At 67.8% G+C, this 24,555-nt stretch carries 32 protein-coding genes and 1 pseudogene; 23 read left to right on the forward strand and 10 right to left on the reverse strand.

Features of this window, described 5'->3' with window-relative positions; translation table 11 throughout:
• Positions 1-99: 99 nt before the first annotated feature.
• Positions 100-3,999: a DNA-directed RNA polymerase subunit beta' gene (locus I5Q34_RS12710; RefSeq protein WP_199892293.1), complete on the forward strand. Its 3,900-nt coding sequence runs from the start codon at positions 100-102 to the stop codon at positions 3,997-3,999.
• A 79-nt stretch (positions 4,000-4,078) separates the two neighbouring features.
• Here I5Q34_RS12710 and I5Q34_RS12715 read toward each other — a convergent pair whose 3' ends face one another.
• From I5Q34_RS12715 to I5Q34_RS12730, 5 genes and pseudogenes are all read right to left on the reverse strand, one after another.
• On the reverse strand, positions 4,079-4,801 hold the full coding sequence (locus I5Q34_RS12715) for a fibronectin type III domain-containing protein (RefSeq protein WP_199892294.1): 723 nt from the start codon (positions 4,799-4,801) through the stop codon (positions 4,079-4,081).
• A 114-nt stretch (positions 4,802-4,915) separates the two neighbouring features.
• A pseudogene (locus I5Q34_RS34635) lies at positions 4,916-5,101 on the reverse strand (hypothetical protein); the annotation flags it as partial.
• Between the two features lie 148 nt (positions 5,102-5,249).
• Entirely contained in the window at positions 5,250-5,810 is a 561-nt protein-coding gene (locus I5Q34_RS12720; protein ID WP_199892295.1) for a hypothetical protein, read from the reverse strand.
• Positions 5,807-6,061 (reverse strand): DUF6255 family natural product biosynthesis protein, encoded by a 255-nt coding sequence (locus I5Q34_RS12725; protein ID WP_199892296.1) that lies wholly within the window; start codon positions 6,059-6,061, stop codon positions 5,807-5,809. Before I5Q34_RS12725 ends, I5Q34_RS12720 begins: the two co-directional genes overlap by 4 nt.
• Entirely contained in the window at positions 6,058-6,204 is a 147-nt protein-coding gene (locus tag I5Q34_RS12730) for a hypothetical protein (RefSeq protein WP_199892992.1), read from the reverse strand. The genes I5Q34_RS12725 and I5Q34_RS12730 overlap by 4 nt, the downstream gene beginning before the upstream one ends.
• A gap of 143 nt (positions 6,205-6,347) precedes the next feature.
• Between I5Q34_RS12730 and I5Q34_RS12735 the strand changes: the two genes are divergently transcribed.
• On the forward strand, positions 6,348-7,268 hold the full coding sequence (locus I5Q34_RS12735; protein ID WP_199892297.1) for a helix-turn-helix transcriptional regulator: 921 nt from the start codon (positions 6,348-6,350) through the stop codon (positions 7,266-7,268).
• On the forward strand, positions 7,183-7,398 hold the full coding sequence (locus I5Q34_RS12740; protein WP_199892298.1) for a DUF397 domain-containing protein: 216 nt from the start codon (positions 7,183-7,185) through the stop codon (positions 7,396-7,398). Before I5Q34_RS12735 ends, I5Q34_RS12740 begins: the two co-directional genes overlap by 86 nt.
• Here I5Q34_RS12740 and I5Q34_RS12745 read toward each other — a convergent pair.
• The 4 genes from I5Q34_RS12745 to I5Q34_RS12760 form a co-directional block, all read right to left on the reverse strand.
• A complete protein-coding gene (locus tag I5Q34_RS12745; protein ID WP_199892299.1) occupies positions 7,370-8,005 on the reverse strand; it encodes a hypothetical protein in 636 nt (211 codons plus the stop codon). The two genes, I5Q34_RS12740 and I5Q34_RS12745, sit on opposite strands and share 29 nt — an antisense overlap.
• Positions 8,006-8,114: 109 nt before the next feature.
• Complete coding sequence (locus tag I5Q34_RS12750; protein ID WP_199892300.1) at positions 8,115-8,732, reverse strand: hypothetical protein; 618 nt, start codon at positions 8,730-8,732, stop codon at positions 8,115-8,117.
• Between the two features lie 181 nt (positions 8,733-8,913).
• Positions 8,914-9,129: a hypothetical protein gene (locus I5Q34_RS12755; RefSeq protein ID WP_199892301.1), complete on the reverse strand. Its 216-nt coding sequence runs from the start codon at positions 9,127-9,129 to the stop codon at positions 8,914-8,916.
• Between the two features lie 80 nt (positions 9,130-9,209).
• The gene (locus I5Q34_RS12760; protein ID WP_199892302.1) at positions 9,210-9,422 is read right to left on the reverse strand and encodes a hypothetical protein; all 213 of its coding nucleotides are present in this window, start codon (positions 9,420-9,422) and stop codon (positions 9,210-9,212) included.
• Positions 9,423-9,442: 20 nt separating this feature from the next.
• Here I5Q34_RS12760 and I5Q34_RS12765 point away from each other — a divergent pair, with 20 nt between their 5' ends.
• From I5Q34_RS12765 to tuf, 5 genes are all read left to right on the forward strand, one after another.
• On the forward strand, positions 9,443-9,814 hold the full coding sequence (locus I5Q34_RS12765; RefSeq protein WP_199892303.1) for a hypothetical protein: 372 nt from the start codon (positions 9,443-9,445) through the stop codon (positions 9,812-9,814).
• Between the two features lie 315 nt (positions 9,815-10,129).
• Positions 10,130-10,501: a 30S ribosomal protein S12 gene (gene rpsL, locus I5Q34_RS12770; RefSeq protein WP_003948652.1), complete on the forward strand. Its 372-nt coding sequence runs from the start codon at positions 10,130-10,132 to the stop codon at positions 10,499-10,501.
• 2 nt (positions 10,502-10,503) lie between these two features.
• Positions 10,504-10,974 carry a 30S ribosomal protein S7 gene (rpsG, locus tag I5Q34_RS12775; protein ID WP_030368420.1) on the forward strand — a complete coding sequence of 157 codons (471 nt, stop codon included), beginning with the start codon at positions 10,504-10,506 and terminating at the stop codon, positions 10,972-10,974.
• Positions 10,975-11,013: 39 nt separating this feature from the next.
• Positions 11,014-13,137 (forward strand): elongation factor G, encoded by a 2,124-nt coding sequence (gene fusA / locus I5Q34_RS12780; RefSeq protein WP_199892304.1) that lies wholly within the window; start codon positions 11,014-11,016, stop codon positions 13,135-13,137.
• Positions 13,138-13,308: 171 nt separating this feature from the next.
• Entirely contained in the window at positions 13,309-14,502 is a 1,194-nt protein-coding gene (gene tuf / locus I5Q34_RS12785; RefSeq protein ID WP_185943959.1) for an elongation factor Tu, read from the forward strand.
• A 308-nt stretch (positions 14,503-14,810) separates the two neighbouring features.
• Here tuf and I5Q34_RS12790 read toward each other — a convergent pair whose 3' ends face one another.
• Positions 14,811-16,871 carry a PIG-L family deacetylase gene (locus tag I5Q34_RS12790; protein ID WP_277965254.1) on the reverse strand — a complete coding sequence of 687 codons (2,061 nt, stop codon included), beginning with the start codon at positions 16,869-16,871 and terminating at the stop codon, positions 14,811-14,813.
• Positions 16,872-17,552: 681 nt separating this feature from the next.
• Between I5Q34_RS12790 and rpsJ the strand changes: the two genes are divergently transcribed.
• The 15 genes from rpsJ (at position 17,553) to I5Q34_RS12865 (ending at position 24,392) form a co-directional block, all read left to right on the forward strand.
• A complete protein-coding gene (rpsJ, locus tag I5Q34_RS12795) occupies positions 17,553-17,861 on the forward strand; it encodes a 30S ribosomal protein S10 (RefSeq protein WP_003948644.1) in 309 nt (102 codons plus the stop codon).
• A 13-nt stretch (positions 17,862-17,874) separates the two neighbouring features.
• On the forward strand, positions 17,875-18,519 hold the full coding sequence (gene rplC / locus I5Q34_RS12800) for a 50S ribosomal protein L3 (protein WP_199892305.1): 645 nt from the start codon (positions 17,875-17,877) through the stop codon (positions 18,517-18,519).
• 8 nt (positions 18,520-18,527) lie between these two features.
• A complete protein-coding gene (gene rplD / locus I5Q34_RS12805; protein WP_199892306.1) occupies positions 18,528-19,178 on the forward strand; it encodes a 50S ribosomal protein L4 in 651 nt (216 codons plus the stop codon).
• The gene (gene rplW / locus I5Q34_RS12810) at positions 19,178-19,501 is read left to right on the forward strand and encodes a 50S ribosomal protein L23 (RefSeq protein ID WP_058046827.1); all 324 of its coding nucleotides are present in this window, start codon (positions 19,178-19,180) and stop codon (positions 19,499-19,501) included. Before rplD ends, rplW begins: the two co-directional genes overlap by 1 nt.
• A gap of 39 nt (positions 19,502-19,540) precedes the next feature.
• Positions 19,541-20,377 (forward strand): 50S ribosomal protein L2, encoded by an 837-nt coding sequence (rplB, locus tag I5Q34_RS12815; RefSeq protein WP_199892307.1) that lies wholly within the window; start codon positions 19,541-19,543, stop codon positions 20,375-20,377.
• Between the two features lie 12 nt (positions 20,378-20,389).
• Positions 20,390-20,671, forward strand: a complete 282-nt coding sequence (rpsS, locus tag I5Q34_RS12820) for a 30S ribosomal protein S19 (RefSeq protein WP_004950443.1) — start codon at positions 20,390-20,392, stop codon at positions 20,669-20,671.
• Positions 20,672-20,712: 41 nt separating this feature from the next.
• A complete protein-coding gene (gene rplV, locus I5Q34_RS12825; RefSeq protein ID WP_199892308.1) occupies positions 20,713-21,060 on the forward strand; it encodes a 50S ribosomal protein L22 in 348 nt (115 codons plus the stop codon).
• Positions 21,060-21,887 (forward strand): 30S ribosomal protein S3, encoded by an 828-nt coding sequence (gene rpsC, locus I5Q34_RS12830; protein WP_199892309.1) that lies wholly within the window; start codon positions 21,060-21,062, stop codon positions 21,885-21,887. Before rplV ends, rpsC begins: the two co-directional genes overlap by 1 nt.
• Before the next feature lie 5 nt (positions 21,888-21,892).
• The gene (gene rplP, locus I5Q34_RS12835; RefSeq protein ID WP_106677952.1) at positions 21,893-22,312 is read left to right on the forward strand and encodes a 50S ribosomal protein L16; all 420 of its coding nucleotides are present in this window, start codon (positions 21,893-21,895) and stop codon (positions 22,310-22,312) included.
• A complete protein-coding gene (gene rpmC, locus I5Q34_RS12840) occupies positions 22,312-22,536 on the forward strand; it encodes a 50S ribosomal protein L29 (protein WP_030368408.1) in 225 nt (74 codons plus the stop codon). The genes rplP and rpmC overlap by 1 nt, the downstream gene beginning before the upstream one ends.
• Complete coding sequence (gene rpsQ, locus I5Q34_RS12845) at positions 22,536-22,817, forward strand: 30S ribosomal protein S17 (protein WP_019888756.1); 282 nt, start codon at positions 22,536-22,538, stop codon at positions 22,815-22,817. The genes rpmC and rpsQ overlap by 1 nt, the downstream gene beginning before the upstream one ends.
• Before the next feature lie 129 nt (positions 22,818-22,946).
• Positions 22,947-23,315, forward strand: coding sequence for a 50S ribosomal protein L14 (rplN, locus tag I5Q34_RS12850; protein WP_004946682.1), 369 nt, complete (start codon positions 22,947-22,949; stop codon positions 23,313-23,315).
• 2 nt (positions 23,316-23,317) lie between these two features.
• A complete protein-coding gene (rplX, locus tag I5Q34_RS12855; protein ID WP_199892310.1) occupies positions 23,318-23,641 on the forward strand; it encodes a 50S ribosomal protein L24 in 324 nt (107 codons plus the stop codon).
• On the forward strand, positions 23,641-24,201 hold the full coding sequence (rplE, locus tag I5Q34_RS12860; protein ID WP_199892311.1) for a 50S ribosomal protein L5: 561 nt from the start codon (positions 23,641-23,643) through the stop codon (positions 24,199-24,201). The genes rplX and rplE overlap by 1 nt, the downstream gene beginning before the upstream one ends.
• Before the next feature lie 5 nt (positions 24,202-24,206).
• Positions 24,207-24,392 (forward strand): type Z 30S ribosomal protein S14, encoded by a 186-nt coding sequence (locus tag I5Q34_RS12865; protein ID WP_004946670.1) that lies wholly within the window; start codon positions 24,207-24,209, stop codon positions 24,390-24,392.
• Positions 24,393-24,555 lie beyond the last annotated feature (163 nt).

A 24,555-nucleotide genomic window follows, 5' to 3' on the forward strand; every position in this document is an offset into this window, starting at 1 on the left:
GATCCCCCGGTCGTCCCCGGACCCCCAGACCACTGATGTAGAGCCCATACCTCGCTGAGGCGAGAGGGCACGAACCCTGAAAGAGGGATTGACGACAAAGTGCTCGACGTCAACTTCTTCGACGAGCTGCGGATCGGCCTGGCGACCGCGGACGACATCCGAACCTGGTCCCACGGCGAGGTCAAGAAGCCGGAGACCATCAACTACCGCACCCTGAAGCCGGAAAAGGACGGGCTCTTCTGCGAGAAGATCTTCGGCCCCACCCGGGACTGGGAGTGCTACTGCGGCAAGTACAAGCGTGTCCGCTTCAAGGGCATCATCTGTGAGCGCTGTGGCGTCGAGGTCACCCGCGCCAAGGTGCGCCGTGAGCGGATGGGCCACATCGAGCTCGCCGCTCCCGTCACCCACATCTGGTACTTCAAGGGCGTTCCGAGCCGGCTGGGTTACCTGCTGGACCTCGCGCCCAAGGACCTCGAGAAGGTCATCTACTTCGCCGCCTACATGATCACGTGGGTGGACGAGGAGCGCCGTACGCGCGATCTGCCGTCGCTGGAGGCCCACGTCTCCGTCGAGCGCCAGCAGATCGAGCAGCGCCGCGACGCCGACCTGGAGGCCCGCGCCAAGAAGCTCGAGTCCGACCTGGCCGAGCTGGAGGCCGAGGGCGCCAAGGCCGACGTGCGCCGCAAGGTGCGCGAGGGTGCCGAGCGCGAGATGAAGCAGCTGCGCGACCGTGCGCAGCGCGAGATCGACCGTCTCGACGAGGTCTGGAACCGCTTCAAGAACCTCAAGGTCCAGGACCTCGAGGGCGACGAGCTGCTCTACCGCGAGCTGCGCGACCGCTTCGGCACCTACTTCATGGGTGCGATGGGCGCCGCCGCGCTGCAGAAGCGCCTGGAGTCCTTCGACCTGGAGGAGGAGGCCGAGCGCCTCCGCGAGATCATCCGCACCGGCAAGGGCCAGAAGAAGACCCGTGCGCTCAAGCGCCTCAAGGTCGTCTCCGCCTTCCTGCAGACTCGCAACAGCCCCAGCGGCATGGTGCTGGACTGCATCCCGGTCATCCCGCCGGACCTGCGTCCGATGGTGCAGCTGGACGGTGGCCGCTTCGCGACCTCCGACCTGAACGACCTGTACCGCCGCGTCATCAACCGCAACAACCGCCTCAAGCGACTCCTTGACCTCGGTGCCCCCGAGATCATCGTGAACAACGAGAAGCGCATGCTTCAGGAGGCCGTCGACGCGCTCTTCGACAACGGCCGTCGTGGTCGCCCGGTCACGGGCCCCGGCAACCGTCCGCTGAAGTCGCTGTCCGACATGCTCAAGGGCAAGCAGGGCCGCTTCCGTCAGAACCTGCTCGGCAAGCGAGTCGACTACTCGGCGCGTTCCGTCATCGTCGTCGGCCCGCAGCTCAAGCTGCACCAGTGCGGTCTGCCCAAGGCCATGGCGCTGGAGCTCTTCAAGCCGTTCGTGATGAAGCGCCTGGTCGACCTGAACCACGCACAGAACATCAAGAGCGCCAAGCGCATGGTCGAGCGCGGCCGCACGGTCGTGTACGACGTGCTGGAAGAGGTCATCGCGGAGCACCCGGTTCTGCTGAACCGTGCGCCCACGCTGCACCGCCTCGGCATCCAGGCCTTCGAGCCGCAGCTGGTCGAGGGCAAGGCCATCCAGATCCACCCGCTCGTCTGCACCGCGTTCAACGCGGACTTCGACGGTGACCAGATGGCCGTCCACCTGCCGCTCTCCGCGGAGGCGCAGGCCGAGGCCCGCATCCTGATGCTGTCCTCGAACAACATCCTCAAGCCGGCCGACGGCCGTCCGGTCACCATGCCGACCCAGGACATGGTGCTCGGTCTGTTCTTCCTTACGACGGACGAGGAGGAGCGCGAGGTCAAGGGTGAGGGCCGTTCGTTCGCGTCGGTCGCCGAGGCGATCATGGCGTTCGACGCCCGTGAGCTCTCGCTCCAGGCGAAGGTCGACATCCGCTTCCCGATCGGCACCGTTCCGCCGCGCGGCTGGGTTCCCCCGGTCGCCGAGGAGGGCGAGCCGGAGTGGCAGACGGGCGACTCGTTCCGCCTGCGCACCACCCTGGGCCGCGCGCTCTTCAACGAGCTGCTGCCCGAGGACTACCCGTTCGTCGACTACTCGGTGGGCAAGAAGCAGCTCTCCGAGATCGTCAACGACCTGGCCGAGCGCTACCCCAAGGTCATCGTGGCGGCGACGCTCGACAACCTGAAGGCGGCCGGCTTCCACTGGGCGACCCGTTCCGGCGTCACCGTGGCCATCTCCGACGTCGTGGTCCCCGAGGCCAAGAAGGAGATCGTCAAGGGCTACGAGGCCCAGGACGAGAAGGTCCAGAAGCAGTACGAGCGCGGTCTGATCACCAAGGACGAGCGCACGCAGGAGCTCATCGCGATCTGGACCAAGGCGACCAACGAGGTCGCCGAGGCGATGAACGCGAACTTCCCCAAGACGAACCCCATCTTCATGATGGTTGACTCGGGTGCCCGAGGAAACATGATGCAGATGCGGCAGATCGCCGGTATGCGTGGTCTGGTGTCGAACGCGAAGAACGAGACCATTCCGCGACCCATTAAGGCGTCGTTCCGTGAGGGTCTCTCCGTGCTGGAGTACTTCATCTCCACCCACGGTGCCCGTAAGGGTCTCGCGGACACCGCCCTCCGTACCGCCGACTCGGGTTACCTGACCCGTCGTCTGGTGGACGTCTCCCAGGACGTGATCATCCGCGAGGAGGACTGCGGCACCGACCGCGGCCTCAAGCTGGCGATCGCCGTCAGGGGCGAGGACGGCGTGCTGCGCAAGGCCGACGACGTCGAGACGTCGGTGTACGCCCGCATGCTGGCCGAGGACGTCGTCGTGGACGGCAAGGTCATCGCGCCGGCCAACGTCGACCTCGGTGACGTGCTCATCGACCAGCTCGTCGCCCACGGCGTCGAGACGGTCAAGACCCGTTCGGTCCTCACCTGCGAGTCCGCGGTCGGCACCTGTGCCTACTGCTACGGCCGCTCGCTGGCGACCGGCAAGCTGGTGGACATCGGCGAGGCGGCGGGCATCATCGCCGCCCAGTCGATCGGTGAGCCCGGTACCCAGCTGACGATGCGTACCTTCCACACCGGTGGTGTGGCCGGTGACGACATCACCCAGGGTCTGCCCCGTGTCGTCGAGCTCTTCGAGGCCCGTACGCCCAAGGGTGTCGCCCCGATCTCCGAGGCCGCCGGCCGCGTGCGGATCGAGGAGACCGAGAAGACCAAGAAGATCGTCGTCACCCCGGACGACGGCAGCGACGAGACGGCGTTCCCGATCTCGAAGCGTGCCCGTCTGCTGGTGGGCGAGGGCGACCACGTCGAGGTGGGCCAGAAGCTCACCGTGGGTGCCACCAACCCGCACGACGTGCTCCGCATCCTCGGCCAGCGCGCCGTCCAGGTCCACCTGGTCGGCGAGGTCCAGAAGGTCTACAACTCGCAGGGCGTGTCGATCCACGACAAGCACATCGAGATCATCATCCGGCAGATGCTGCGCCGCGTGACGATCATCGAGTCCGGCGACGCCGAGCTGCTGCCCGGCGAGCTCGTGGAGCGTTCGCGCTTCGAGGCCGAGAACCGTCGCGTGGTCCAGGAAGGCGGTCACCCGGCCTCCGGCCGTCCGCAGCTGATGGGTATCACCAAGGCCTCGCTGGCCACGGAGTCCTGGCTGTCGGCCGCCTCCTTCCAGGAGACGACCCGAGTGCTGACGGACGCGGCGATCAACGCCAAGTCCGACTCGCTCATCGGCCTCAAGGAGAACGTGATCATCGGTAAGCTCATCCCGGCCGGTACGGGTCTGTCCCGTTACCGGAACATCCGGGTCGAGCCGACCGAGGAGGCGAAGGCCGCGATGTACTCGGCCGTCGGTTACGACGACATCGACTACTCGCCCTTCGGGACGGGGTCGGGTCAGGCGGTTCCGCTGGAGGACTACGACTACGGGCCGTACAACCAGTAAGCGGTTGGCTTTTCGCAGGGCGGTCGCCCCGGGGTTCCGGGGTGACCGCCCTGCGGCGTTTCCGGGGTGCCGGGCGGAGTCAGGCCCCGGCGCGTTCGAAGTCCACCAGCTCGGACTCGACCCCGTCCTTGCTCACCGCCGCGACGGCGTAGGAGTAGTCCTTGCCGCCGGAGACCGTGCGGTCGGTGAACTCCAGCCCGTCCTGAGGCGTGCTGTTGAGCCGCGTTGCGGTGTCCTTGCCGCGTACGGCGGAGTCGGAGTCCCAGCGGTAGACGACGTAGCCGGCGAGGGACGCGTCGTCGTTCTCGGGCTTCTGCCAGCGGAGTGTGATCGCTCCGAGGGCCTCGGTGTGCCACAGGCCGACCGGGGTGTCGGGCTGTGCGGGCTTGCGCTCAAGGATGGTCGGAGCCACCGGTGCGGAGCAGAACCAGTCGGCGACGGGCCGCTGGGGGACCACGCAGATTGAGTAGTAGTAGGAGGAGTCGTCGGGGAGGGTGTCGCCGGCTCTCCGACCGCCGGTCTCGTAGAGGAACCTGGCATCACTGTCCGGCTGCCCTACGGGGGTGGGAGTCGTGGACCGGTACACCATCCAGTGGTCGGCCGGGACCGGGGCCGTCGGCTGGTCCCAGTAGAGGCGGACCCGGCCGTTGTACGAGATGGCCTGGACGTTGATGGGCGCTGCGCTGGTGTCGTCCTCGTCGGCGGCAGCCGGGAGGGCGAGACCGGCGGTGGTGACGATGGCCAGTGCCGTGCCGATCGCGGCGCGGCTCATGGGGCGGAGTCCCCCCTGGCGTCGGAACATGGTGATTCCTGTCGTGTGGTCGGTGCGGCGCGTGAGCATGGGGGGACGCCTGTGATGGATCTTATGGATCGTCAGAAAGTTGTCCAGGCCGGGGCGGCGTCGTGATCCCGCTGGTCAGCGGAGCTGCACGAGGGAGACGATCAGGCCGGCGAGCGCTGTCAGCGCTGCGACGCTGGCGAGCGGCCAACGGGTCCACTCCAGGGCATCGAGGCGGGTCTCGTGGTCGGCGAGCTGACGGGCGGTCTGGTCATTGCTCTGGACGAGCAGGGCGAGCGCCCCGTCGACGCGGGCGAAACCGGCGCGCTCGGCGTGCGGAGGGAAGGGGCCGGCGCGGCCCGCTCAACGCGAAGCGGCGGATGCCGTGGCCCTGTTGAGGGCACAGCTCCGCCGCTGCGTCTGTGGTGAACGAGTTTGCGCGACAGCGCAACCAGTTGTTACGGATGCGCAATTAGACGGTGTTCTCCGGGGTGTCCAGCCAGACCCGACTGCTGTCGCCGTCCACCGTCAGCCCGAAGCGCTCGAGCGGCGGCGCGCCCTGGCCCAGCCACCACGCGTACGCCGCCTCCGCCTCGTCCCACAGGCGGCGCGGGCCGCCCTGCCAGACGAGCGTCGTCAGCGTCTCGTCCTCGCGGAACAGGACGCACGCCCAGGACGGATCGCCGTCCAGGCCGTGCAGCCACACCGGGCGCGTGCCGTACCGCGCCCGGTCCGCCGCGTACTGGCGGCAGCCGCTCAACCGGACCCCCAGGGCGAACTCCACCTCCGCTCGGCAGAATTCCGCCTCCGTGAGCGTCGTCGTCGACACGTCGCCCTCTGCGGAGAGGTCCTGCGGCGGCGGGGGAGGGGCGCCCGGCCCGTTCGCCGGTCCGGCCGGTCCTGTGAAGCGGCCCTCCGCCCGCCGGCCGTCCTCCGACACGGTCAGCTTCGCCGTTGCCTCCTGGTCGCTGTACCGCGTCCGCCAGGGGGCGAGCAGGACCGTCCCCGGGCGGGCGTCCGCGATGACGTTCACGCGGCCACCGCCCAGTGCCGGTGCCGCCGGAGCAGGCGGGCACGCTCCTCCAGGAAGCGGGTGCCCAGGAGGGCGATGGCGGTCGCGGCGGCGACGGCGCGCTCGGTGCCGGTCTTCCGGCCGAGGCCGTCGTCCGGCGGGAGGCGCAGGGGGCCGTACGAGTCGTGGCGTTCGACGCCGCAGGCGTCGCAGCGGCGGGCTCCGCCGCCGAGCGGTGTCCAGCCTTCGCTGTGGGGGCAGTTGGTGTTCACCGGGGCTGCTCCTCCTCGCGCGTCGCGGAGCGGAGCGCCTCCGGCGGGGCTTCCCATTCGAGGCCGCCGCCGGGCGGTCTTACGTAGACGCTGCGGCCGATGGTGGCCATGACCTGTGCGAGCGTCGCGGTACGCGTGTCCACGACGTATGTCCCTTCGCGGTACGACACGGAAGGTCCCCTTCGGGTTGTGCTGGGTGGAAGGAGCTTCCAGCGTGGTCGCGTGAAACTAGGCTCGGCAAGCAATCTCTGGATGCAATTACCGTGCTGGGGCAGGGAGTTAGCCTGTGGCCAAGGGTGTTGGACCGGGTCGGTCGAAGCCGTCGAAGTTCGGATGGCGGTTCTTCGGGCAGGAGCTGAAGCGGAAGCGGGAGGAGGCCGGGCTCACGCAGAACGAGCTGGGGGATCGGGTGACCTGCTCCGGCTCGTACCTCGGGCAGTTCGAGTCGGCGGTGCGGAAGCCGCAGCTCGACTACGCGAAGCGGATTGACGCCGAGCTGGGGACGGATGGGATCTTCGAGCGGATCTGTACGGAGCTGATCGACGGGGAGTCGGACTATCCCGACTACTTCGAAGGGGCGCGGTATCTTGAAGGGCTCGCCGTGGCCATCCATGAGTACAGCATGGGGTTTGTGCCCGGCCTGCTGCAGACGGAGGCTTATGCCAAGGCGGTGATGCTCGGGGCCTGGCCCCTGGAGCGGGAAGAGACCCTTGATTCGTGGGTTGCCCAACGAGTGAAGCGCCAGCATCTCCTTGAAGACCCAGCACGGCCGTTGCTGTGGGTCGTTCTCGACGAGAGCGTGCTTCGGCGGCCGGTTGGCGGAGCCGCTGTGATGTGCGAGCAGTTGAAGCGCTTGGCCGCGATGATGCGCAAGCGGCGCATCGTGTTGCAGGTGGTGCCGTACAGCGCGGGGGCTCCGGCATTGCCTGGGAATGTGAAGTTCATGGAGTTCGAGGACGCTCCGCCGGTGGTCTACACGGAAGGCGCCATGACAGGCGCCCTGCATGACAAGCCAGAAAGAGTCGCTCGATACAACAGGGCCCTTGAGTTCGCGAAGGCGGCGGCGCTGTCGCCGAAGAACTCACTGGCATTGATCGAAGCGGTGGCAAAGGAGTACGGGCATGAGCGCAGCAGTGTGGCGCAAGAGCAGTCACAGCACTGGTGGGGACGGCAGTGGTGGCGACAACTGCGTCGAAGTCGCCGATGACATATCCGGCATAGTCCCCGTCCGGGACTCCAAGGCCCCCCACCGTCCATCCCTCACCTTCCCCACGCCCGCGTGGGCCGCCTTCGTGGCCCACATGGGCTTCACCCGAGCCGCAGCACCTCGTCTCTGACCTTTGCGATCTCCTCCTCGATGTCCCGGTACCGGCTCGGGATGATCATCGCGGGCAGGAACGTGACGATTCCCGCGTCGAGCTCACGGAGATCGTCCGCCGCAGCGTTCAGACGTGCCTCCAGCGCGAATCGCCCGGGCGTCACCGGTGCCCATGCGAGGTCGCGGGTCGTGGCGGCCAGTCCTGTGTGGACGCGGGCGCGGATCGGTTCGAGCGTCGTGCGCAGCTCCAGCAGCCGCCGGTGTCGCTTCTCGATCCGGCTCACGAGGTCCTTCAGGTTCTTGAGCGTGCGTTCGCAGGTCCTGATGAGGGATGCCTGAGCCTTGAGGACATCGGCGAGGACCTTCGGATCGTCCTCCGCTTCGAGGCCCGCCTCCGTGAAGTGACGGCGTCCCTCGGCGTATTGAGCCGAGGCGTGGGTGAACGCGTCCCACATGTCGCCTCGCCGGGCGAAGAAGTCCCGCTCCGGTTTGGCCGGGAGCCCGTCGCCCCGGTCCAGCATCGCTTCGATCGCCGTGCGCACCTCGGTGTACCGGTCGAAGGCGATGCCCAGCGCCACGTGCAGGGCATCCGACTCGCGGACTTGGTCCCGAATCGCGTCGCGCAATCCGGCGGTCTTCTCCCCGCGCTGCCGCCCCCACATGCGCCGTACCCTCCGCGTACCTTGCCCCGCCCCGGCCCCGATTCTATGTTCGGCTCGGCGCGGCGGGCGGGCCTCAGAACGAGGGCCGCGGCATCGCGTCCCGTACCTTTGCGATCTGCCCCTCCACCTCCTGGTACCACCGCGTGACGTCGTCATCGTCGTTCACCAGCTCCACGCGGCCCGCGTCCAGGTCGCGCAGCCGGTCGCCCAGTGCGTTGAGCTGTGCCTCCAGCGCGAACCGGCCCGGGTGGGCGGGGCCGGCCGCGATGAGGTCGTTGCGGGCCTCGGTCAGCGCCGCGTAGGTGCGCTGCCGGACGGGCGGGAGGGAGAAGCGCAGCTCCCACAGGTGGTTCCTGACCTCGGTGAAGGCCGAGATCGGTTCGTCCGCCAGCTCCGTCAGGTGTTCCGCCTGTTCGGCCCAGTGGGCGAGGAGCTCCAGGGCGCGGGCCGTGCCGTCGAAGTCGATCCCGTGCGCCAAGTCGTGCTGGATGTCGGCGCGTTGCCGGGCGTAGATGCCCAGGGTCCGCCGGGAGGACTCCAGGGCGTCCCACAGCTGGGCAAGGACGGTCTGCCCGGTGAAGAACGGCATGCCGTCGCCGTGCCCGAGGAACGAACGGATCTCCCGGTGGAGCTCCTCGAGGCGTCCGCAGGCCCGGTCCAGCGGCTCGATCGCGTCCTCCGCCGTGCGCATGGCCTCTTCCACGGACACCCTGGCCTGCGCGAGCTTGCGCCTCCGCCCCCACATGCCGACTGCGCCCCTCCGCATTCCTCGTTCCGCCCCTCGACCGCGATCCTATGTTCGAAGCGCATGGCGGACGGGGGGTCGGAGGGGCGGGTTGGCGTTGGGGACCGGGGGCGTGGGGAATGGACGGTCAGGCGCGGGGGCGCAGTTCGAGGGGCCGGCGGGTGGCGCGTTCGGCGGCGGAGACGTCTTCCGAGCGGAAGAGGTTCGCCCGCCCCTGACGGGCCGCCGGGGGCAAGTGGCACAGCTGGACCCATTTGCGTACGGCCTCAGGGGTGACGCCCGCTTCGCGGGCGGCCATGGCGGCGGTGATCAGGGTGGTCGTCGTGGGAAGCAAGGGGATCATCGGCTGGTGCCCTCCTGGCCGGGGAGTTGAGGCGGGGCGTCCAGTGCCTCCTCGACACCGGTCGCGGCCGCGAGCTGCTGTCATTCGGCGCGGACCCAGGAGTGCCGGTGCTTGCTGTCGGTGCGGCAGGCACAGGACGGGTCGGAGCAGCGGCAGCCGGGGATGACGCAGAGGACGGTCTCGCGGTGCGGGAAGACACGCAGGGAGACGGAGTCGCAGTGCTGGCAGCGGCCGCCCCGCACCCGGACGGGCGATTCGGCCTCGCCGAGGGCGAGCGAGCAGCGCCGGACCATGCGGCGGGCCTCGTGCGGACGTGGTCGGCGAGGGCGGGATGGGCGGCGACCTGGTCGAGCAGCCCGATGAGACGGGTGAGTCGCTGCTCCAGGGGCGCGTCGGGTCGGGGGAGGCGGTGCTGGGGGTGAGCCTGTGGGACATGCTGATCCACTCGGGCCGGGTGACGGAGCAGGACCTGCCGCTGCCGGGCGCGGCCCGGGCGGCGGGCGAGGGGGAGGCGGCCGCTCGGCCGGTCACCCCCGAGGAGGCCGCCACCTTGCTCGGGATCCCCGGCAGCCATCGTCGGCAGTTCATCGAGATGACGGAGATGATCCTGGCGGTGAGCGGCGGGGCCGCGACTGTGGGGAGGGCCACGGACGGGGGCCGTCGGGGGGTGTCCAACCGGCGTTGAGGCACCGGCAATCCGGACATATGCTGCACATCGGTACGTCCTCCGCGTGTGCATTTGTTTTGACCGTGGCCCATGCTGTAGGTACGCTCTGACCTTGTGCCTGGGGTGTCCCTGGGCTCTTGTGCGTGCCTTCAGACCGCATGAGAGGCCGGGCCGGAACGGTCCTGAACGGGCCCGAACGGTTCAAAGACACCGAAATCTGCGTGAACCCGCCGGCGGCGGGAGTCTGCAGGATTCGACACGCCCGACCGCGTGGGTCGGAGCCGCGTTCCAGGTTAGTTTTATCGTGATCGGCACACAGAAACCGGAGAAACGGTGCCTACGATCCAGCAGCTGGTCCGAAAGGGCCGGCAGGACAAGGTCGAGAAGAACAAGACGCCCGCACTCGAGGGTTCGCCCCAGCGCCGCGGCGTCTGCACGCGTGTTTTCACGACCACCCCGAAGAAGCCGAACTCGGCCCTGCGTAAGGTCGCGCGTGTGCGTCTGACCAGCGGCATCGAGGTCACCGCTTACATTCCGGGTGAGGGCCACAACCTGCAGGAGCACTCGATCGTGCTCGTCCGCGGTGGCCGTGTGAAGGACCTGCCGGGTGTTCGTTACAAGATCATCCGTGGCTCCCTCGACACGCAGGGCGTCAAGAACCGTAAGCAGGCTCGCAGCCGCTACGGCGCCAAGAAGGAGAAGTAAGAATGCCTCGTAAGGGCCCCGCCCCGAAGCGCCCGGTCATCATCGACCCGGTTTACGGCTCCCCTCTGGTGACGTCGCTGATCAACAAGATCCTCCTGCACGGCAAGCGCTCCACCGCCGAGCGCATCGTGTACGGCGCCATGGAGGGTCTGCGCGAGAAGACCGGCAACGACCCGGTCATCACGCTGAAGCGCGCGCTCGAGAACGTCAAGCCCGCCCTTGAGGTCAAGTCCCGCCGTGTCGGTGGCGCGACCTACCAGGTGCCGGTCGAGGTCCGTCCGGGCCGCGCCTCCACCCTCGCGCTGCGCTGGGTCGTGGGTTACTCCCGCGCCCGTCGTGAGAAGACGATGACCGAGCGCCTCATGAACGAGCTCCTGGACGCCTCCAACGGTCTGGGCGCTGCGGTCAAGAAGCGTGAGGACACGCACAAGATGGCCGAGTCCAACAAGGCCTTCGCGCACTACCGCTGGTAGTCGCTACCCCCATCGAGAACCGAGAGAAGACTGAGCCATATGGCCACCACTTCGCTTGACCTGGCCAAGGTCCGCAACATCGGGATCATGGCCCACATCGACGCGGGCAAGACGACCACCACCGAGCGGATCCTGTTCTACACCGGTGTTTCGTACAAGATCGGTGAGGTCCACGATGGCGCTGCCACCATGGACTGGATGGAGCAGGAGCAGGAGCGTGGCATCACGATCACGTCTGCCGCGACGACCTGCCACTGGCCGCTGAACAACGTCGACCACACCATCAACATCATCGACACCCCGGGCCACGTCGACTTCACCGTCGAGGTGGAGCGCTCGCTGCGCGTGCTCGACGGTGCCGTGACGGTGTTCGACGGCGTTGCCGGTGTTGAGCCGCAGTCCGAGACCGTTTGGCGTCAGGCGGACCGCTACGGCGTGCCGCGCATCTGCTTCGTCAACAAGCTGGACCGCACCGGCGCCGAGTTCCACCGCTGCGTCGACATGATCGTCGACCGCCTGGGCGCGGTTCCGCTGGTCATGCAGCTGCCGATCGGTGCCGAGGCCGACTTCAAGGGCGTGGTCGACCTCGTCCAGATGAAGGCTCTGGTCTGGTCCGCCGAGGCCGCCAAGGGCGAGATGTACGACGTCGTCGACATCCCGGACACCCACATCGAGGCTGCCGAGGAATGGCGCGGCAAGCTCCTCGAGGGCGTCGCCGAGAACGACGAAGAGATGATGGAGCTCTTCCTGGAGGGCCAGGAGCCCACCCAGGAGCAGCTGATGGCGGCCATCCGCCGCATCACGCTCGCGTCGAAGGGCGGCGGCGACTCCGTCACCGTCACCCCGGTGTTCTGCGGTACCGCGTTCAAGAACAAGGGCGTTCAGCCCCTGCTCGACGCGGTCGTGCGCTACCTGCCGTCGCCGCTGGACGTCGAGGCCGTTGAGGGCCACGCGGTCAACAACGCCGACGAGGTCGTGAAGCGCAAGCCGTCCGACGACGAGCCGTTCGCCGGCCTTGCCTTCAAGATCATGAGCGACCCGCACCTCGGCAAGCTCACCTTCGTCCGGGTTTACTCGGGCCGCATGGAGACCGGCACCCAGGTGCAGAACTCCGTGAAGGGCAAGAAGGAGCGCATCGGCAAGATCTACCGGATGCACGCGAACAAGCGTGAGGAGATCGACTCGGTGGGTGCCGGTGACATCGTCGCCGTCATGGGTCTGAAGCAGACCACCACCGGTGAGACCCTCTGTGACGCGTCCGCGCCGGTCATCCTCGAGTCCATGGACTTCCCGGCTCCGGTGATTCAGGTCGCCATCGAGCCCAAGTCCAAGGGCGACCAGGAGAAGCTGGGTGTCGCCATCCAGCGTCTCGCCGAGGAGGACCCGTCCTTCCAGGTCCACACGGACGAGGAGACGGGCCAGACCATCATCGCGGGTATGGGCGAGCTGCACCTCGACGTGCTGGTCGACCGTATGCGCCGTGAGTTCCGCGTCGAGGCGAACGTCGGCAAGCCGCAGGTCGCGTACCGCGAGACGATCCGCAAGGCCGTCGAGCGTATCGACTACACGCACAAGAAGCAGACTGGTGGTTCCGGCCAGTTCGCCAAGGTGCAGATGGCCATCGAGCCCCTCGAGGGCGATGGCTACGAGTTCGAGAACAAGGTCACCGGTGGCCGCATCCCGCGGGAGTACATCCCGTCCGTGGACGCGGGTTGCCAGGAGGCCATGGAGTTCGGCGTGCTGGCCGGCTACCCGCTGACCGGCGTCAAGGTGACGCTGCTCGACGGTGCCTACCACGACGTCGACTCGTCCGAACTCGCCTTCAAGATCGCCGGTTCCATGGCGTTCAAGGAGGGTGCTCGCAAGGCGTCCCCGGCTCTGCTCGAGCCGATGATGTCCGTCGAGGTCACCACCCCCGAGGACTACATGGGCGATGTGATCGGTGACATCAACTCCCGCCGTGGCCAGATCCAGGCCATGGAGGACCGTCACGGCGCCAAGCTCGTCAAGGGCCTGGTTCCGCTGTCGGAGATGTTCGGCTACGTCGGAGACCTCCGCAGCAAGACCTCGGGTCGCGCAAGCTACTCGATGCAGTTCGACTCCTACGCCGAGGTTCCGCGGAACGTCGCCGAGGAGATCATCGCGAAGGCCAAGGGCGAGTAACCAGCTCCCGTCTCCACAGACGAGGCTGACGCTTTAGGCTTGACACCGAACGTCGGGGCATACCGCTGCAAATCGCAAGATTTCGATGGCGGTGGCCCCGGCGGGCGGCTTCCCAGCAAAGATCCCTGGCGCCGTGAAGCAGGCGTACAGAACCACTCCCAGGAGGAACCCGTGGCGAAGGCGAAGTTCGAGCGGACTAAGCCGCACGTCAACATCGGCACCATCGGTCACGTTGACCACGGTAAGACGACCCTTACCGCGGCCATCACCAAGGTGCTGCACGACGCTCACCCGGAGCTGAACCCCTTCACGCCGTTCGACCAGATCGACAAGGCGCCTGAGGAGCGGCAGCGCGGTATCACCATCTCCATCGCGCACGTCGAGTACCAGACCGAGTCGCGTCACTACGCCCACGTTGACTGCCCGGGTCACGCGGACTACATCAAGAACATGATCACCGGTGCCGCCCAGATGGACGGCGCGATCCTCGTGGTCGCCGCGACCGACGGTCCGATGCCGCAGACCAAGGAGCACGTGCTCCTGGCCCGCCAGTCCGGCGTTCCGTACATCGTTGTCGCCCTGAACAAGGCCGACATGGTGGACGACGAGGAGATCCTGGAGCTCGTCGAGCTCGAGGTCCGTGAGCTCCTCAACGAGTACGAGTTCCCGGGCGACGACGCTCCGGTCGTCAAGGTCTCGGCGCTGAAGGCGCTCGAGGGCGACGCCGAGTGGGGCCAGTCGGTCATGAACCTCATGAACGCCGTCGACGAGAACATCCCGCAGCCCGAGCGTGACGTCGACAAGCCGTTCCTGATGCCGATCGAGGACGTCTTCACGATCACCGGTCGTGGCACCGTCGTCACCGGTCGTATCGAGCGTGGTGTCCTGAAGGTCAACGAGACCGTCGACATCATCGGCATCAAGACCGAGAAGACCACCACCACGGTCACCGGCATCGAGATGTTCCGCAAGCTGCTCGACGAGGGCCAGGCCGGTGAGAACGTCGGTCTGCTCCTCCGTGGCATCAAGCGCGAGGACGTCGAGCGCGGCCAGTGCATCATCAAGCCGGGTTCGGTCACCCCGCACACCGAGTTCGAGGCCACGGCCTACATCCTGTCGAAGGACGAGGGTGGCCGTCACACCCCGTTCTTCAACAACTACCGTCCGCAGTTCTACTTCCGTACGACTGACGTGACCGGTGTTGTGACCCTCAAGGAGGGCACGGAGATGGTCATGCCCGGCGACAACGCCGAGATGTCCGTCTCCCTGATCCAGCCGGTCGCGATGGAGGAGGGCCTGCGCTTCACCATCCGTGAGGGCGGTCGCACCGTCGGCGCCGGCCAGGTCACCAAGATCAACAAGTAAGTTCGCTTGCTTGTCGTTCTGACCTAGCGGTCGAGCGAAGGGCCCGTACACCTTGGGTGTGCGGGCCCTTTTGCGTGCGTTCCCGCCTGCGGGGCGGTGGGGGGTGGGATTTGCCCCTGGCCCGCCCTTTCACCGTTTCTTCCGGGGCTGCGCCCCTCGGCCCCGCATCGCCCTCTCGGGCGATGTCCTCAAGCGCCGGACGGGCTGAAATCAGCCCGTCCGGCGTTTGAGGACGAACGCGGCGCAGCCGCGTTGCCACCCGCGCGGAGCGCGGCGAGAAATGGTGAAAGGGCGGGCCAGGGGCGCAATCACTCGCGCCAGAGCCATGGCGACGCGTCCGCGCCCATCGCCACCACCGCCAGGCGTTGGGTGCCGTCCGCGTGGATAGCGGGGGTGCCCACCGGGACCGGGCGGTCGCGGAGGACCGTCGGGTGGGTGTCCTCCGACGCCGCGTCGACGATCTGCGCGTGGCCGTCCAGGGCACGGCCCAGGAGCATCAGCGCGTCCTCGCCGCCGCGCTGCGGCAGCGGGACGGCGGACAGGGCGCCGTAGCCGCGCAGGTCACGGGCGGCCGAGCGGTCCAGCGGCTCCGTGCCGGCGCCGCCCGTGAGGCGGTACGCCTCCGGCTCGGCGGACGCCGGGCGGCGGTAGGCGACGGTGACCTGGCCGTCGGGGCCGACGGACGCCGCGACCGGGTCGCCGGCCGGCTGCGGGAGGTCGTCCAGCGGCAGGAAGCGCATCGGCGCACCGGAGTCGTCCTGGCTCCAGTGGTGCACCGTGTCGCGGCCCACGCCGAAGACGTGGATCCGGCGGTCGCGGTCCAGCAGCACCGTCAGACCCTCCTGGATCTCCTGGCCGCCCAGGTTGCGCCACTTGCCCCACTTGCCGTTCGGCTCGCGGACCCGCGTGGAGACGCCCTTGCCCGCGTTGCGGACGAAGAGGTGGACGCGGCCGTCGGGGGCGGTGACCGCCGCCGGCATGCCGACCCGGCGCCCGCGGTCGGGATGGTGCTCGGGGTTGCCGAGGCCCGTCCAGGCTCTGAAGGGGCCGTCGGGCGAGCCCTGCTCCAGGACGACGATCTCGCGGGTGTCGGCCCGTCCCTCGCCCTCCAGGGCGGAGAAGCGCATCGCGAAGACCAGCCGTCGCCCGGCCGCGTCCTTGACCGTGGCCAGCGCGGGGGCCAGCGGGCCGCCGCCGAGGTTCTGCGGGGCGCCCCAGCGGCCGCTGCCCGGTGAGGACTCCTGCCAGCGCACGGCGTGCAGGCCGAGCACCCCGTACGCCTCCAGGCGCCCCGACCTGTCGCTGTCGACGACGGGCGTCGCGCCCGGGTGCCGGTAGTGGGTGGAGCGGATCCAGCCCTTGCGGTTCCTCAGCGGGCGGTCGCCGCCCTGTCCGTAGTCGCCGCAGCCGCCGTCGTTGCCGCAGTGCCAGGCCGGCTCGCCGCCGTACTCGCGCACCAGCCGGTGCTTCTGCTCGACGATCTCCTCGGGGAGCCCGTGCGGCCAGCGCTGGTTGTAGTAGCCGCGGAAGGACGTGGTGACGAAGCGCGGCGGGTGCCTGTCCCGCTTCGTCGCGTCGGCGACCCACTGGGAGAGCGCCTTCCAGGTGAAGAGCGCGGTGGGGGTGTGGTCGCGGTGGTCCGAGCAGGCCCCGTAGTCGTTGTCCTTGGGGTGCGTGGCGTCGTGGATCTGGTAGTCCGGGTCCGGGTCCATGGTGTGGACCACCGTCGGGCGGAAGCGGTCCATGATCGAGGCCAGGACGTCCACCAGGGTGCTGTGCCCATAGGTGCTCACGGTGGTGCACGGCGAGCCCTTGGCCACCAGCGACTCCATCTGCGCCCCCACCCCGTTCCACAGCTGGGGGAGGCGGACGCCGCGCTCGGAGAGCATCGCGACGTTGAGGAAGACCAGCCGCACCCGGCGGCCGCCGGCCACGAGCTCGTTGGTCTCGGCCCTGACGCCGCCCGGCAGGTCCATGACGGACTTGTTCCACCGGGTGAAGCGGTCCTTGCCGACCATCACCGCGTACGCCTGGCGCAGGCCCTGGTGGCGGGCGGAGGAGTAGGCGGCCTTGTCGTGGTGCTTCTTGCGCTCCGGGGACATCCCCTCGACCCAGTTCTGCCCTATGGCCTCGCCGGCCGTGACGTACACGGAGACCACCGGCACGCCCGCGCGCACCAGGTGCTGGGCATCGGGGTTCATGAAGAACAGGTCGTCGTCGGGGTGGGCCATGACCTGGAGCAGCAGCGGGCCACGGGGGGAGTCGAACGTCTGGACGGAGCGGGGGTCCACGGCGCGGACGGGGGAGGGGTGGACGGCGGCCCGGCCGGAGCCGCTGTCGCTGCACCCCGCGGCCGTGGCGGCGGTCACGGCCGCGATCCCGGCGAGCACAGCCCGGCGCGGGACCGGACGAGCGTTCGCGGACGGAACGGCTCTGCGCTGTGAGATGTTCAACTACCTGACTCCGCTTCGTTGTCCAGCGCCCCCCAGCTGTGTGAAGGGACGGGGAAGAGGCCCGGCGGGTTGCCCAAGTCGTGACAAAGCCTGGTCCCCCGATGGGGGACGGCCCGGGATTGGTCACCATGGCGTGGCGGCGCGGCGCGCAGGGTGATCTCCGCGGAGGGATGGCCGTTCTGCCTGGAATGTCGGCCCGGCAGTTTGACATCCACGCCGGTCGGGGTACCGTCTTCGGCTTCGATTGGCGTCGCTTCGGGCCTGTATGGCACACTGTTCAGGTTGCTCGGTTGAGTGCCGATGCTGCGCGCCTCCCGCCGGGAGGACTGGAAGCGAGTCCCGCAGTACTCGTCACCTCTCATCAGAGGTGGAAGTACGGGAATCTTTCGGGAAGTGTCAGCGGGGCCCCAGCCAGGCACTCGGTGGGTGTTCTTCCCCCACAAACCCCTTGAGCAGGGATCTTCCTTCGGGGAGATCTGCTGGAAGGGGCGCGACACGCCCGACCGCGTGGGTCGGAGGTGGAGTGGGGAGGAACCGTGCGGCCGCACAGCCGACCGAGTTCCGGAGCGTTACGAGAGACAGGACTACGAAGTAGCCATGGCGGGACAGAAGATCCGCATCCGGCTCAAGGCCTACGACCACGAGGTCATCGACTCCTCGGCGAAGAAGATCGTCGAGACGGTGACCCGCACTGGTGCGTCGGTCGCGGGCCCGGTGCCGCTGCCCACTGAGAAGAACGTGTACTGCGTCATCAAGTCGCCGCACAAGTACAAGGACTCGCGCGAGCACTTCGAGATGCGCACGCACAAGCGCCTCATCGACATCCTCGACCCCACGCCGAAGACGGTTGACTCGCTCATGCGTCTCGACCTGCCGGCTGGCGTCGACATCGAGATCAAGCTCTGAGGTGACGCGCGAGATGGCTAAGCAGATCAAGGGCGTCCTGGGCGAGAAGCTCGGCATGACGCAGGTCTGGGACGAGAACAACCGTGTCGTCCCGGTCACCGTCGTCAAGGCCGGGCCCTGCGTCGTCACGCAGGTCCGTACCAACGACGCCGACGGCTACGAGTCGGTCCAGATCGCCTTCGGCGAGATCGACCCGCGCAAGGTGAACAAGCCCCTCAAGGGCCACTTCGCCAAGGCCGACGTGACCCCCCGCCGCCACCTGGTGGAGATCCGCACCTCCGACGCCGCCGAGTACACCCTCGGCCAGGAGATCACCGCGGACGTGTTCGAGTCCGGCGTCAAGGTCGACGTCACGGGCAAGAGCAAGGGCAAGGGCTTCGCCGGTGTCATGAAGCGCCACAACTTCCGTGGCCTCGGCGCCGGGCACGGCACCCAGCGCAAGCACCGCTCCCCCGGTTCGATCGGTGGCTGCGCCACCCCGGGCCGTGTGTTCAAGGGCCTCCGCATGGCGGGCCGCATGGGCAACGAGCGGGTCACCACCCAGAACCTGACCGTCCACGCCGTTGACGCGGAGAAGGGCCTGCTCCTCATCAAGGGCGCGGTTCCTGGTCCGAACGGCGGCCTCGTCCTGGTCCGTACCGCGGCCAAGGGGGCCTGAGGTAACCGATGAGCACCATTGACATCCTTTCGCCGGCAGGCGACAAGGCCGGGACCGTCGAGCTCCCCGCGGAGATCTTCGACGCGAAGGTCAGCGTTCCGCTGATCCACCAGGTCGTCGTCGCGCAGCTGGCCGCTGCCCGTCAGGGCACGCACAAGACCAAGACTCGTGGCGAGGTCCGCGGCGGTGGCAAGAAGCCGTACCGCCAGAAGGGCACCGGTCGCGCCCGTCAGGGTTCGACCCGCGCGCCGCAGTTCGCCGGTGGTGGCGTCGTGCACGGTCCCGTGCCGCGTGACTACTCGCAGCGGACCCCGAAGAAGATGAAGGCCGCCGCTCTCCGCGGTGCCCTCACCGACCGGGCGCGTCACTCCCGCATCCACGTCGTTTCCGGCGTGATCGACGGCGCGGCGTCCACCAAGGCCGCCAAGGTCCTGTTCGGCAAGATCTCGGAGCGCAAGAACCTGCTCCTGGTCGCCGAGCGCTCGGACGAGGCCGCGTGGCTGTCCGCCCGCAACCTGCCCCAGGTGCACATCCTGGAGCCGGGCCAGCTGAACACGTACGACGTGCTCGTCTCCGACGACGTGGTCTTCACCCAGGCCGCCTTCGAGTCCTTCGTGTCTGGCCCCAAGGCCGTTGAGACCGAAGGGAGCGAGGCCTGATGACTGAGGCCGTCGTCACCAGCAAGACGTTCTCGGACCCGCGCGACCTCCTGGTCAAGCCGGTCGTCTCCGAGAAGAGCTACGCGCTGCTGGACGAGAACAAGTACACGTTCATCGTCGACCCGCGCGCCAACAAGACCCAGATCAAGCAGGCCGTCGAGGCGGTCTTCTCGGTCAAGGTCACCGGGGTCAACACGATCAACCGTCAGGGTAAGCGCAAGCGCACCAAGACCGGTTTCGGCAAGCGCGCCAACACCAAGCGCGCCATCGTGACCCTCGCCGAGGGCGACCGAATCGACATCTTCGGCGGCCCGGTCTCCTAACGGAGTCCGAGTCGTCCGGAATCGGACGAGGACTGAGAAATGGGTATCCGCAAGTACAAGCCGACGACCCCGGGCCGTCGTGGCTCCAGCGTCGCCGACTTTGTCGAGATCACGCGGTCCACGCCGGAGAAGTCGCTGGTCCGCCCGCTGCACAGCAAGGGCGGCCGTAACAACGCCGGTCGTGTGACCGTTCGCCACCAGGGCGGTGGCCACAAGCGCGCCTACCGTGTGATCGACTTCCGTCGTCACGACAAGGACGGCGTGCCGGCCAAGGTCGCTCACATCGAGTACGACCCGAACCGCACCGCGCGCATCGCGCTGCTCCACTACGTGGACGGCGAGAAGCGCTACATCATCGCTCCGCGCGGCCTCGGCCAGGGCGACCGTATTGAGAACGGCCCCGGGGCCGACATCAAGCCGGGCAACAACCTGCCGCTGCGCAACATCCCCGTGGGTACGACCATCCACGCCATCGAGCTGCGTCCCGGCGGCGGTGCGAAGATCGCCCGCTCCGCCGGTTCCTCCGTGCAGCTGCTGGCGAAGGAGGGCGTCATGGCCCACCTGCGCATGCCGTCCGGTGAGATCCGCCTGGTCGACGTCCGCTGCCGCGCCACCGTCGGCGAGGTCGGCAACGCCGAGCAGTCGAACATCAACTGGGGCAAGGCCGGCCGTATGCGCTGGAAGGGCGTTCGCCCGACCGTCCGCGGTGTCGCGATGAACCCGGTTGACCACCCGCACGGTGGTGGTGAGGGCAAGACCTCCGGTGGTCGCCACCCGGTCTCCCCGTGGGGTCAGAAGGAGGGTCGTACTCGCTCGCCGAAGAAGGCATCGAGCAAGTACATCGTCCGCCGCCGCAAGACGAACAAGAAGCGCTAGGAGCGGGTTTAGATGCCGCGTAGTCTCAAGAAGGGACCCTTCGTCGACGGACACCTCATCAAGAAGGTGGACGCTCAGAACGAGGCTGGTACCAAGAACGTCATCAAGACCTGGTCCCGTCGCTCCATGATCGTGCCGGCCATGCTCGGCCACACGCTCGCGGTGCACAACGGCAAGACGCACGTCCCGGTGTTCGTCACCGAGTCGATGGTCGGCCACAAGCTCGGCGAGTTCTCGCCGACCCGCACCTTCCGCGGCCACGTCAAGGACGACCGCAAGTCGAAGCGCCGCTAAGCGGGGTGCGAACGACTATGACTGACACCGAAGGGACAACCATGGAAGCCAGGGCCCAGGCGCGGTACATCCGCGTCACGCCCATGAAGGCCCGCCGCGTGGTGGACCTCATCCGTGGCATGGACGCCACGGAGGCTCAGGCGGTCCTGCGTTTCGCCCCGCAGGCCGCGAGCGTGCCGGTGGGCAAGGTGCTGGACAGCGCCATTGCCAACGCCGCGCACAACTACGACCACACGGACGCCGCGTCGCTGTACATCAGCGAGGCGTTCGTGGACGAGGGCCCGACCCTGAAGCGGTTCCGTCCGCGTGCCCAGGGTCGTGCCTACCGGATCCGCAAGCGGACCAGCCACATCACCGTGGTCGTCAGCAGCAAGGAAGGAACCCGGTAATGGGCCAGAAGGTTAACCCGCACGGGTTCCGGCTCGGCATCACCACGGACTTCAAGTCCCGCTGGTACGCCGACAAGCTGTACAAGGACTACGTCAAGGAAGACGTTGCCATTCGTCGCATGATGACGAAGGGCATGGAGCGCGCCGGTATCTCGAAGGTTGAGATCGAGCGCACCCGCGACCGCGTCCGCGTCGACATCCACACCGCTCGTCCGGGCATCGTCATCGGCCGCCGCGGCGCCGAGGCCGACCGCATCCGCGGCGAGCTGGAGAAGCTGACCGGCAAGCAGGTCCAGCTGAACATCCTCGAGGTCAAGAACCCCGAGGTGGACGCTCAGCTGGTGGCCCAGGCCGTCGCCGAGCAGCTGTCCTCCCGCGTCTCCTTCCGTCGCGCCATGCGCAAGAGCATGCAGTCGACGATGAAGGCCGGCGCCAAGGGCATCAAGATCCAGTGCGGTGGCCGTCTCGGTGGCGCCGAGATGTCCCGCTCGGAGTTCTACCGCGAGGGCCGTGTGCCCCTGCACACGCTCCGCGCGAACGTCGACTACGGCTTCTTCGAGGCCAAGACCACCTTCGGCCGCATCGGCGTGAAGGTCTGGATCTACAAGGGCGACGTCAAGAACATCGCCGAGGTCCGCGCCGAGAACGCGGCGGCCCGTGCGGGCAACCGCCCGTCGCGCGGCGCCGGCGACCGCCCGGCCCGTGGTGGCCGTGGTGGCGAGCGTGGCGGCCGCGGCCGCAAGCCGCAGCAGAACGCCGCTGCCGAGGCCCCCAAGGCCGAGGCCGCTGCCGCTGCTCCGGCTGAGTCCACCGGAACGGAGGCCTGACCGACATGCTGATCCCTCGCAGGGTCAAGCACCGCAAGCAGCACCACCCCAAGCGGAACGGCATGGCCAAGGGTGGCACCGAGCTCGCCTTCGGTGAGTACGGCATCCAGGCCCTGACCCCGGCCTACGTGACGAACCGGCAGATCGAGTCCGCTCGTATCGCCATGACCCGTCACATCAAGCGTGGCGGCAAGGTGTGGATCAACATCTACCCGGACCGTCCGCTGACGAAGAAGCCGGCCGAGACCCGCATGGGTTCCGGTAAGGGTTCTCCGGAGTGGTGGATCGCGAACGTCAAGCCCGGTCGGGTGATGTTCGAGCTGTCCTTCCCGAACGAAAAGGTTGCTCGTGAGGCGCTGACCCGCGCCGCTCACAAGCTTCCGATGAAGTGCCGCATTGTTCGGCGCGAGGCAGGTGAGTCGTGATGGCCGCTGGTATCAAGGCGACCGAGCTGCGCGAGCTCAACGACGAGGACCTCGTCGCGAAGCTCCGTGAGGCCAAGGAAGAGCTGTTCAACCTCCGCTTCCAGGCGGCGACCGGGCAGCTTGAGAACCACGGTCGGCTCAAGTCCGTCCGTAAGGACATCGCCCGGATCTACACCCTGATGCGCGAGCGCGAGCTGGGCATCGAGACGGTGGAGAGCGCCTGATGAGCGAGAAGAATGTGACTGAGACGAACGAGCGCGGTTTCCGCAAGACCCGTGAGGGTCTCGTCGTCAGCGACAAGATGGACAAGACCGTCGTCGTCGCCGTCGAGGACCGCGTCAAGCACGCGCTGTACGGCAAGGTCATCCGCCGTACCAACAAGCTCAAGGCGCACGACGAGCAGAACGCCGCCGGTGTCGGCGACCGCGTCCTCCTGATGGAGACCCGGCCGCTGTCCGCCACGAAGCGCTGGCGCGTCGTCGAGATCCTCGAGAAGGCCAAGTAGGTAATTCCCGCAAGGGAATTCCCATAGATACGGTCTGAGGGCTTTCCCTCAGATAAGTTCCGCCAGGCTCGGTGAGGGGCTTCGCAAGGAGCCCCTCACCGGGAACCGGCAGACGATCAGGAGATAGACGTGATCCAGCAGGAGTCGCGACTTCGCGTCGCCGACAACACTGGTGCCAAGGAGATCCTTTGCATCCGTGTTCTCGGTGGCTCGGGTCGCCGCTACGCGGGCATCGGTGACGTCATCGTCGCCACCGTCAAGGACGCGATCCCCGGTGGCAACGTGAAGAAGGGCGACGTCGTCAAGGCCGTCGTCGTTCGCACCGTCAAGGAGCGCCGTCGTCCGGACGGCTCGTACATCCGCTTCGACGAGAACGCGGCCGTCATCCTCAAGAACGATGGCGACCCCCGCGGCACCCGTATCTTCGGCCCCGTGGGCCGAGAGCTGCGCGAGAAGAAGTTCATGAAGATCGTCTCGCTCGCGCCGGAGGTGCTGTAAGCATGAAGATCAAGAAGGGCGACCTGGTTCAGGTCATCACCGGCAAGGACAAGGGCAAGCAGGGCAAGGTCATTCAGGCCATGCCCGCGCAGGACCGCGTCCTGGTCGAGGGTGTCAACCGGGTCAAGAAGCACACCAAGGCCGGCCAGACCGCTCGCGGTTCGCAGACCGGCGGCATCGTGACGACCGAGGCCCCGATCCACGTGAGCAACGTTCAGCTCGTCGTGGAGAAGGACGGCAAGAAGGTCGTCACCCGTGTCGGTTACCGCTTCGACGACAACGGCAACAAGATCCGCGTTGCCAAGCGCACCGGTGAGGACATCTGATGACTGCCACCACCAACGCGCCGCGTCTCAAGCAGCGCTACCGCGAAGAGATCGTCGGCAAGCTGCGTGAGGAGTTCTCCTACGAGAACATCATGCAGGTTCCCGGCCTCACCAAGATCGTGGTCAACATGGGTGTGGGCGACGCCGCCCGCGACTCCAAGCTGATCGAGGGCGCCATCCGCGACCTCACCACGATCACCGGTCAGAAGCCGGCCGTCACCAAGGCCCGTAAGTCCATCGCGCAGTTCAAGCTGCGCGAGGGCCAGCCGATCGGTGCCCACGTCACCCTCCGTGGCGACCGCATGTGGGAGTTCCTGGACCGCACCCTGTCGCTGGCGCTCCCGCGCATCCGCGACTTCCGCGGCCTGTCCCCCAAGCAGTTCGACGGCCGTGGCAACTACACCTTCGGTCTCACGGAGCAGGTCATGTTCCACGAGATCGACCAGGACAAGATCGACCGCGTCCGGGGTATGGACATCACCGTGGTCACCACGGCGATCAACGACGACGAGGGCCGTTCCCTCCTTCGTCACCTCGGCTTCCCCTTCAAGGAGGCGTGAGCGAGATGGCGAAGAAGTCCCTCATCGCTAAGGCCGCGCGCAAGCCGAAGTTCTCGGTCCGCGCGTACACCCGCTGCAACCGCTGCGGCCGGCCGCACTCCGTTTACCGCAAGTTCGGCCTCTGCCGCGTGTGCCTTCGTGAGATGGCTCACCGTGGCGAGCTGCCGGGCGTGACCAAGAGCTCCTGGTAACAACCCAGTTGGGTTGACCAGGACTCTCGGTAAGCAATCTGGAGGCGGGAGCCCTTCCCGTAACTCGCGTAGAGTTGAAGGGTTGGGCCCCCGCCGCCCAATTCGTCTTACTACGCCGTAGGTCCCCGCGCCGCACCCGTCCCGACCCTGTTCGGGGAGAGGG

The sequence above is a fragment of the Streptomyces sp. AV19 genome (genome assembly GCF_015999245.1).
GTDB lineage: Bacteria > Actinomycetota > Actinomycetes > Streptomycetales > Streptomycetaceae > Streptomyces.

Coding starts and splice junctions, on each gene's coding strand:
- I5Q34_RS12715 (WP_199892294.1), bottom strand. CDS start 4,801: ATGTTCCGACGCCAGGGGGGACTCCGCCCCATGAGCCGCGCCGCGATC.
- I5Q34_RS12740 (WP_199892298.1), top strand. CDS start 7,183: ATGAGCGCAGCAGTGTGGCGCAAGAGCAGTCACAGCACTGGTGGGGAC.
- I5Q34_RS12750 (WP_199892300.1), bottom strand. CDS start 8,732: ATGCGCACGGCGGAGGACGCGATCGAGCCGCTGGACCGGGCCTGCGGA.
- I5Q34_RS12755 (WP_199892301.1), bottom strand. CDS start 9,129: ATGATCCCCTTGCTTCCCACGACGACCACCCTGATCACCGCCGCCATG.
- I5Q34_RS12760 (WP_199892302.1), bottom strand. CDS start 9,422: ATGGTCCGGCGCTGCTCGCTCGCCCTCGGCGAGGCCGAATCGCCCGTC.
- rpsG (WP_030368420.1), top strand. CDS start 10,504: ATGCCTCGTAAGGGCCCCGCCCCGAAGCGCCCGGTCATCATCGACCCG.
- fusA (WP_199892304.1), top strand. CDS start 11,014: ATGGCCACCACTTCGCTTGACCTGGCCAAGGTCCGCAACATCGGGATC.
- rpsJ (WP_003948644.1), top strand. CDS start 17,553: ATGGCGGGACAGAAGATCCGCATCCGGCTCAAGGCCTACGACCACGAG.
- rplC (WP_199892305.1), top strand. CDS start 17,875: ATGGCTAAGCAGATCAAGGGCGTCCTGGGCGAGAAGCTCGGCATGACG.
- rplD (WP_199892306.1), top strand. CDS start 18,528: ATGAGCACCATTGACATCCTTTCGCCGGCAGGCGACAAGGCCGGGACC.
- rplW (WP_058046827.1), top strand. CDS start 19,178: ATGACTGAGGCCGTCGTCACCAGCAAGACGTTCTCGGACCCGCGCGAC.
- rplB (WP_199892307.1), top strand. CDS start 19,541: ATGGGTATCCGCAAGTACAAGCCGACGACCCCGGGCCGTCGTGGCTCC.
- rpsS (WP_004950443.1), top strand. CDS start 20,390: ATGCCGCGTAGTCTCAAGAAGGGACCCTTCGTCGACGGACACCTCATC.
- rplV (WP_199892308.1), top strand. CDS start 20,713: ATGGAAGCCAGGGCCCAGGCGCGGTACATCCGCGTCACGCCCATGAAG.
- rpsC (WP_199892309.1), top strand. CDS start 21,060: ATGGGCCAGAAGGTTAACCCGCACGGGTTCCGGCTCGGCATCACCACG.
- rplP (WP_106677952.1), top strand. CDS start 21,893: ATGCTGATCCCTCGCAGGGTCAAGCACCGCAAGCAGCACCACCCCAAG.
- rpmC (WP_030368408.1), top strand. CDS start 22,312: ATGGCCGCTGGTATCAAGGCGACCGAGCTGCGCGAGCTCAACGACGAG.
- rpsQ (WP_019888756.1), top strand. CDS start 22,536: ATGAGCGAGAAGAATGTGACTGAGACGAACGAGCGCGGTTTCCGCAAG.
- rplX (WP_199892310.1), top strand. CDS start 23,318: ATGAAGATCAAGAAGGGCGACCTGGTTCAGGTCATCACCGGCAAGGAC.
- rplE (WP_199892311.1), top strand. CDS start 23,641: ATGACTGCCACCACCAACGCGCCGCGTCTCAAGCAGCGCTACCGCGAA.
- I5Q34_RS12865 (WP_004946670.1), top strand. CDS start 24,207: ATGGCGAAGAAGTCCCTCATCGCTAAGGCCGCGCGCAAGCCGAAGTTC.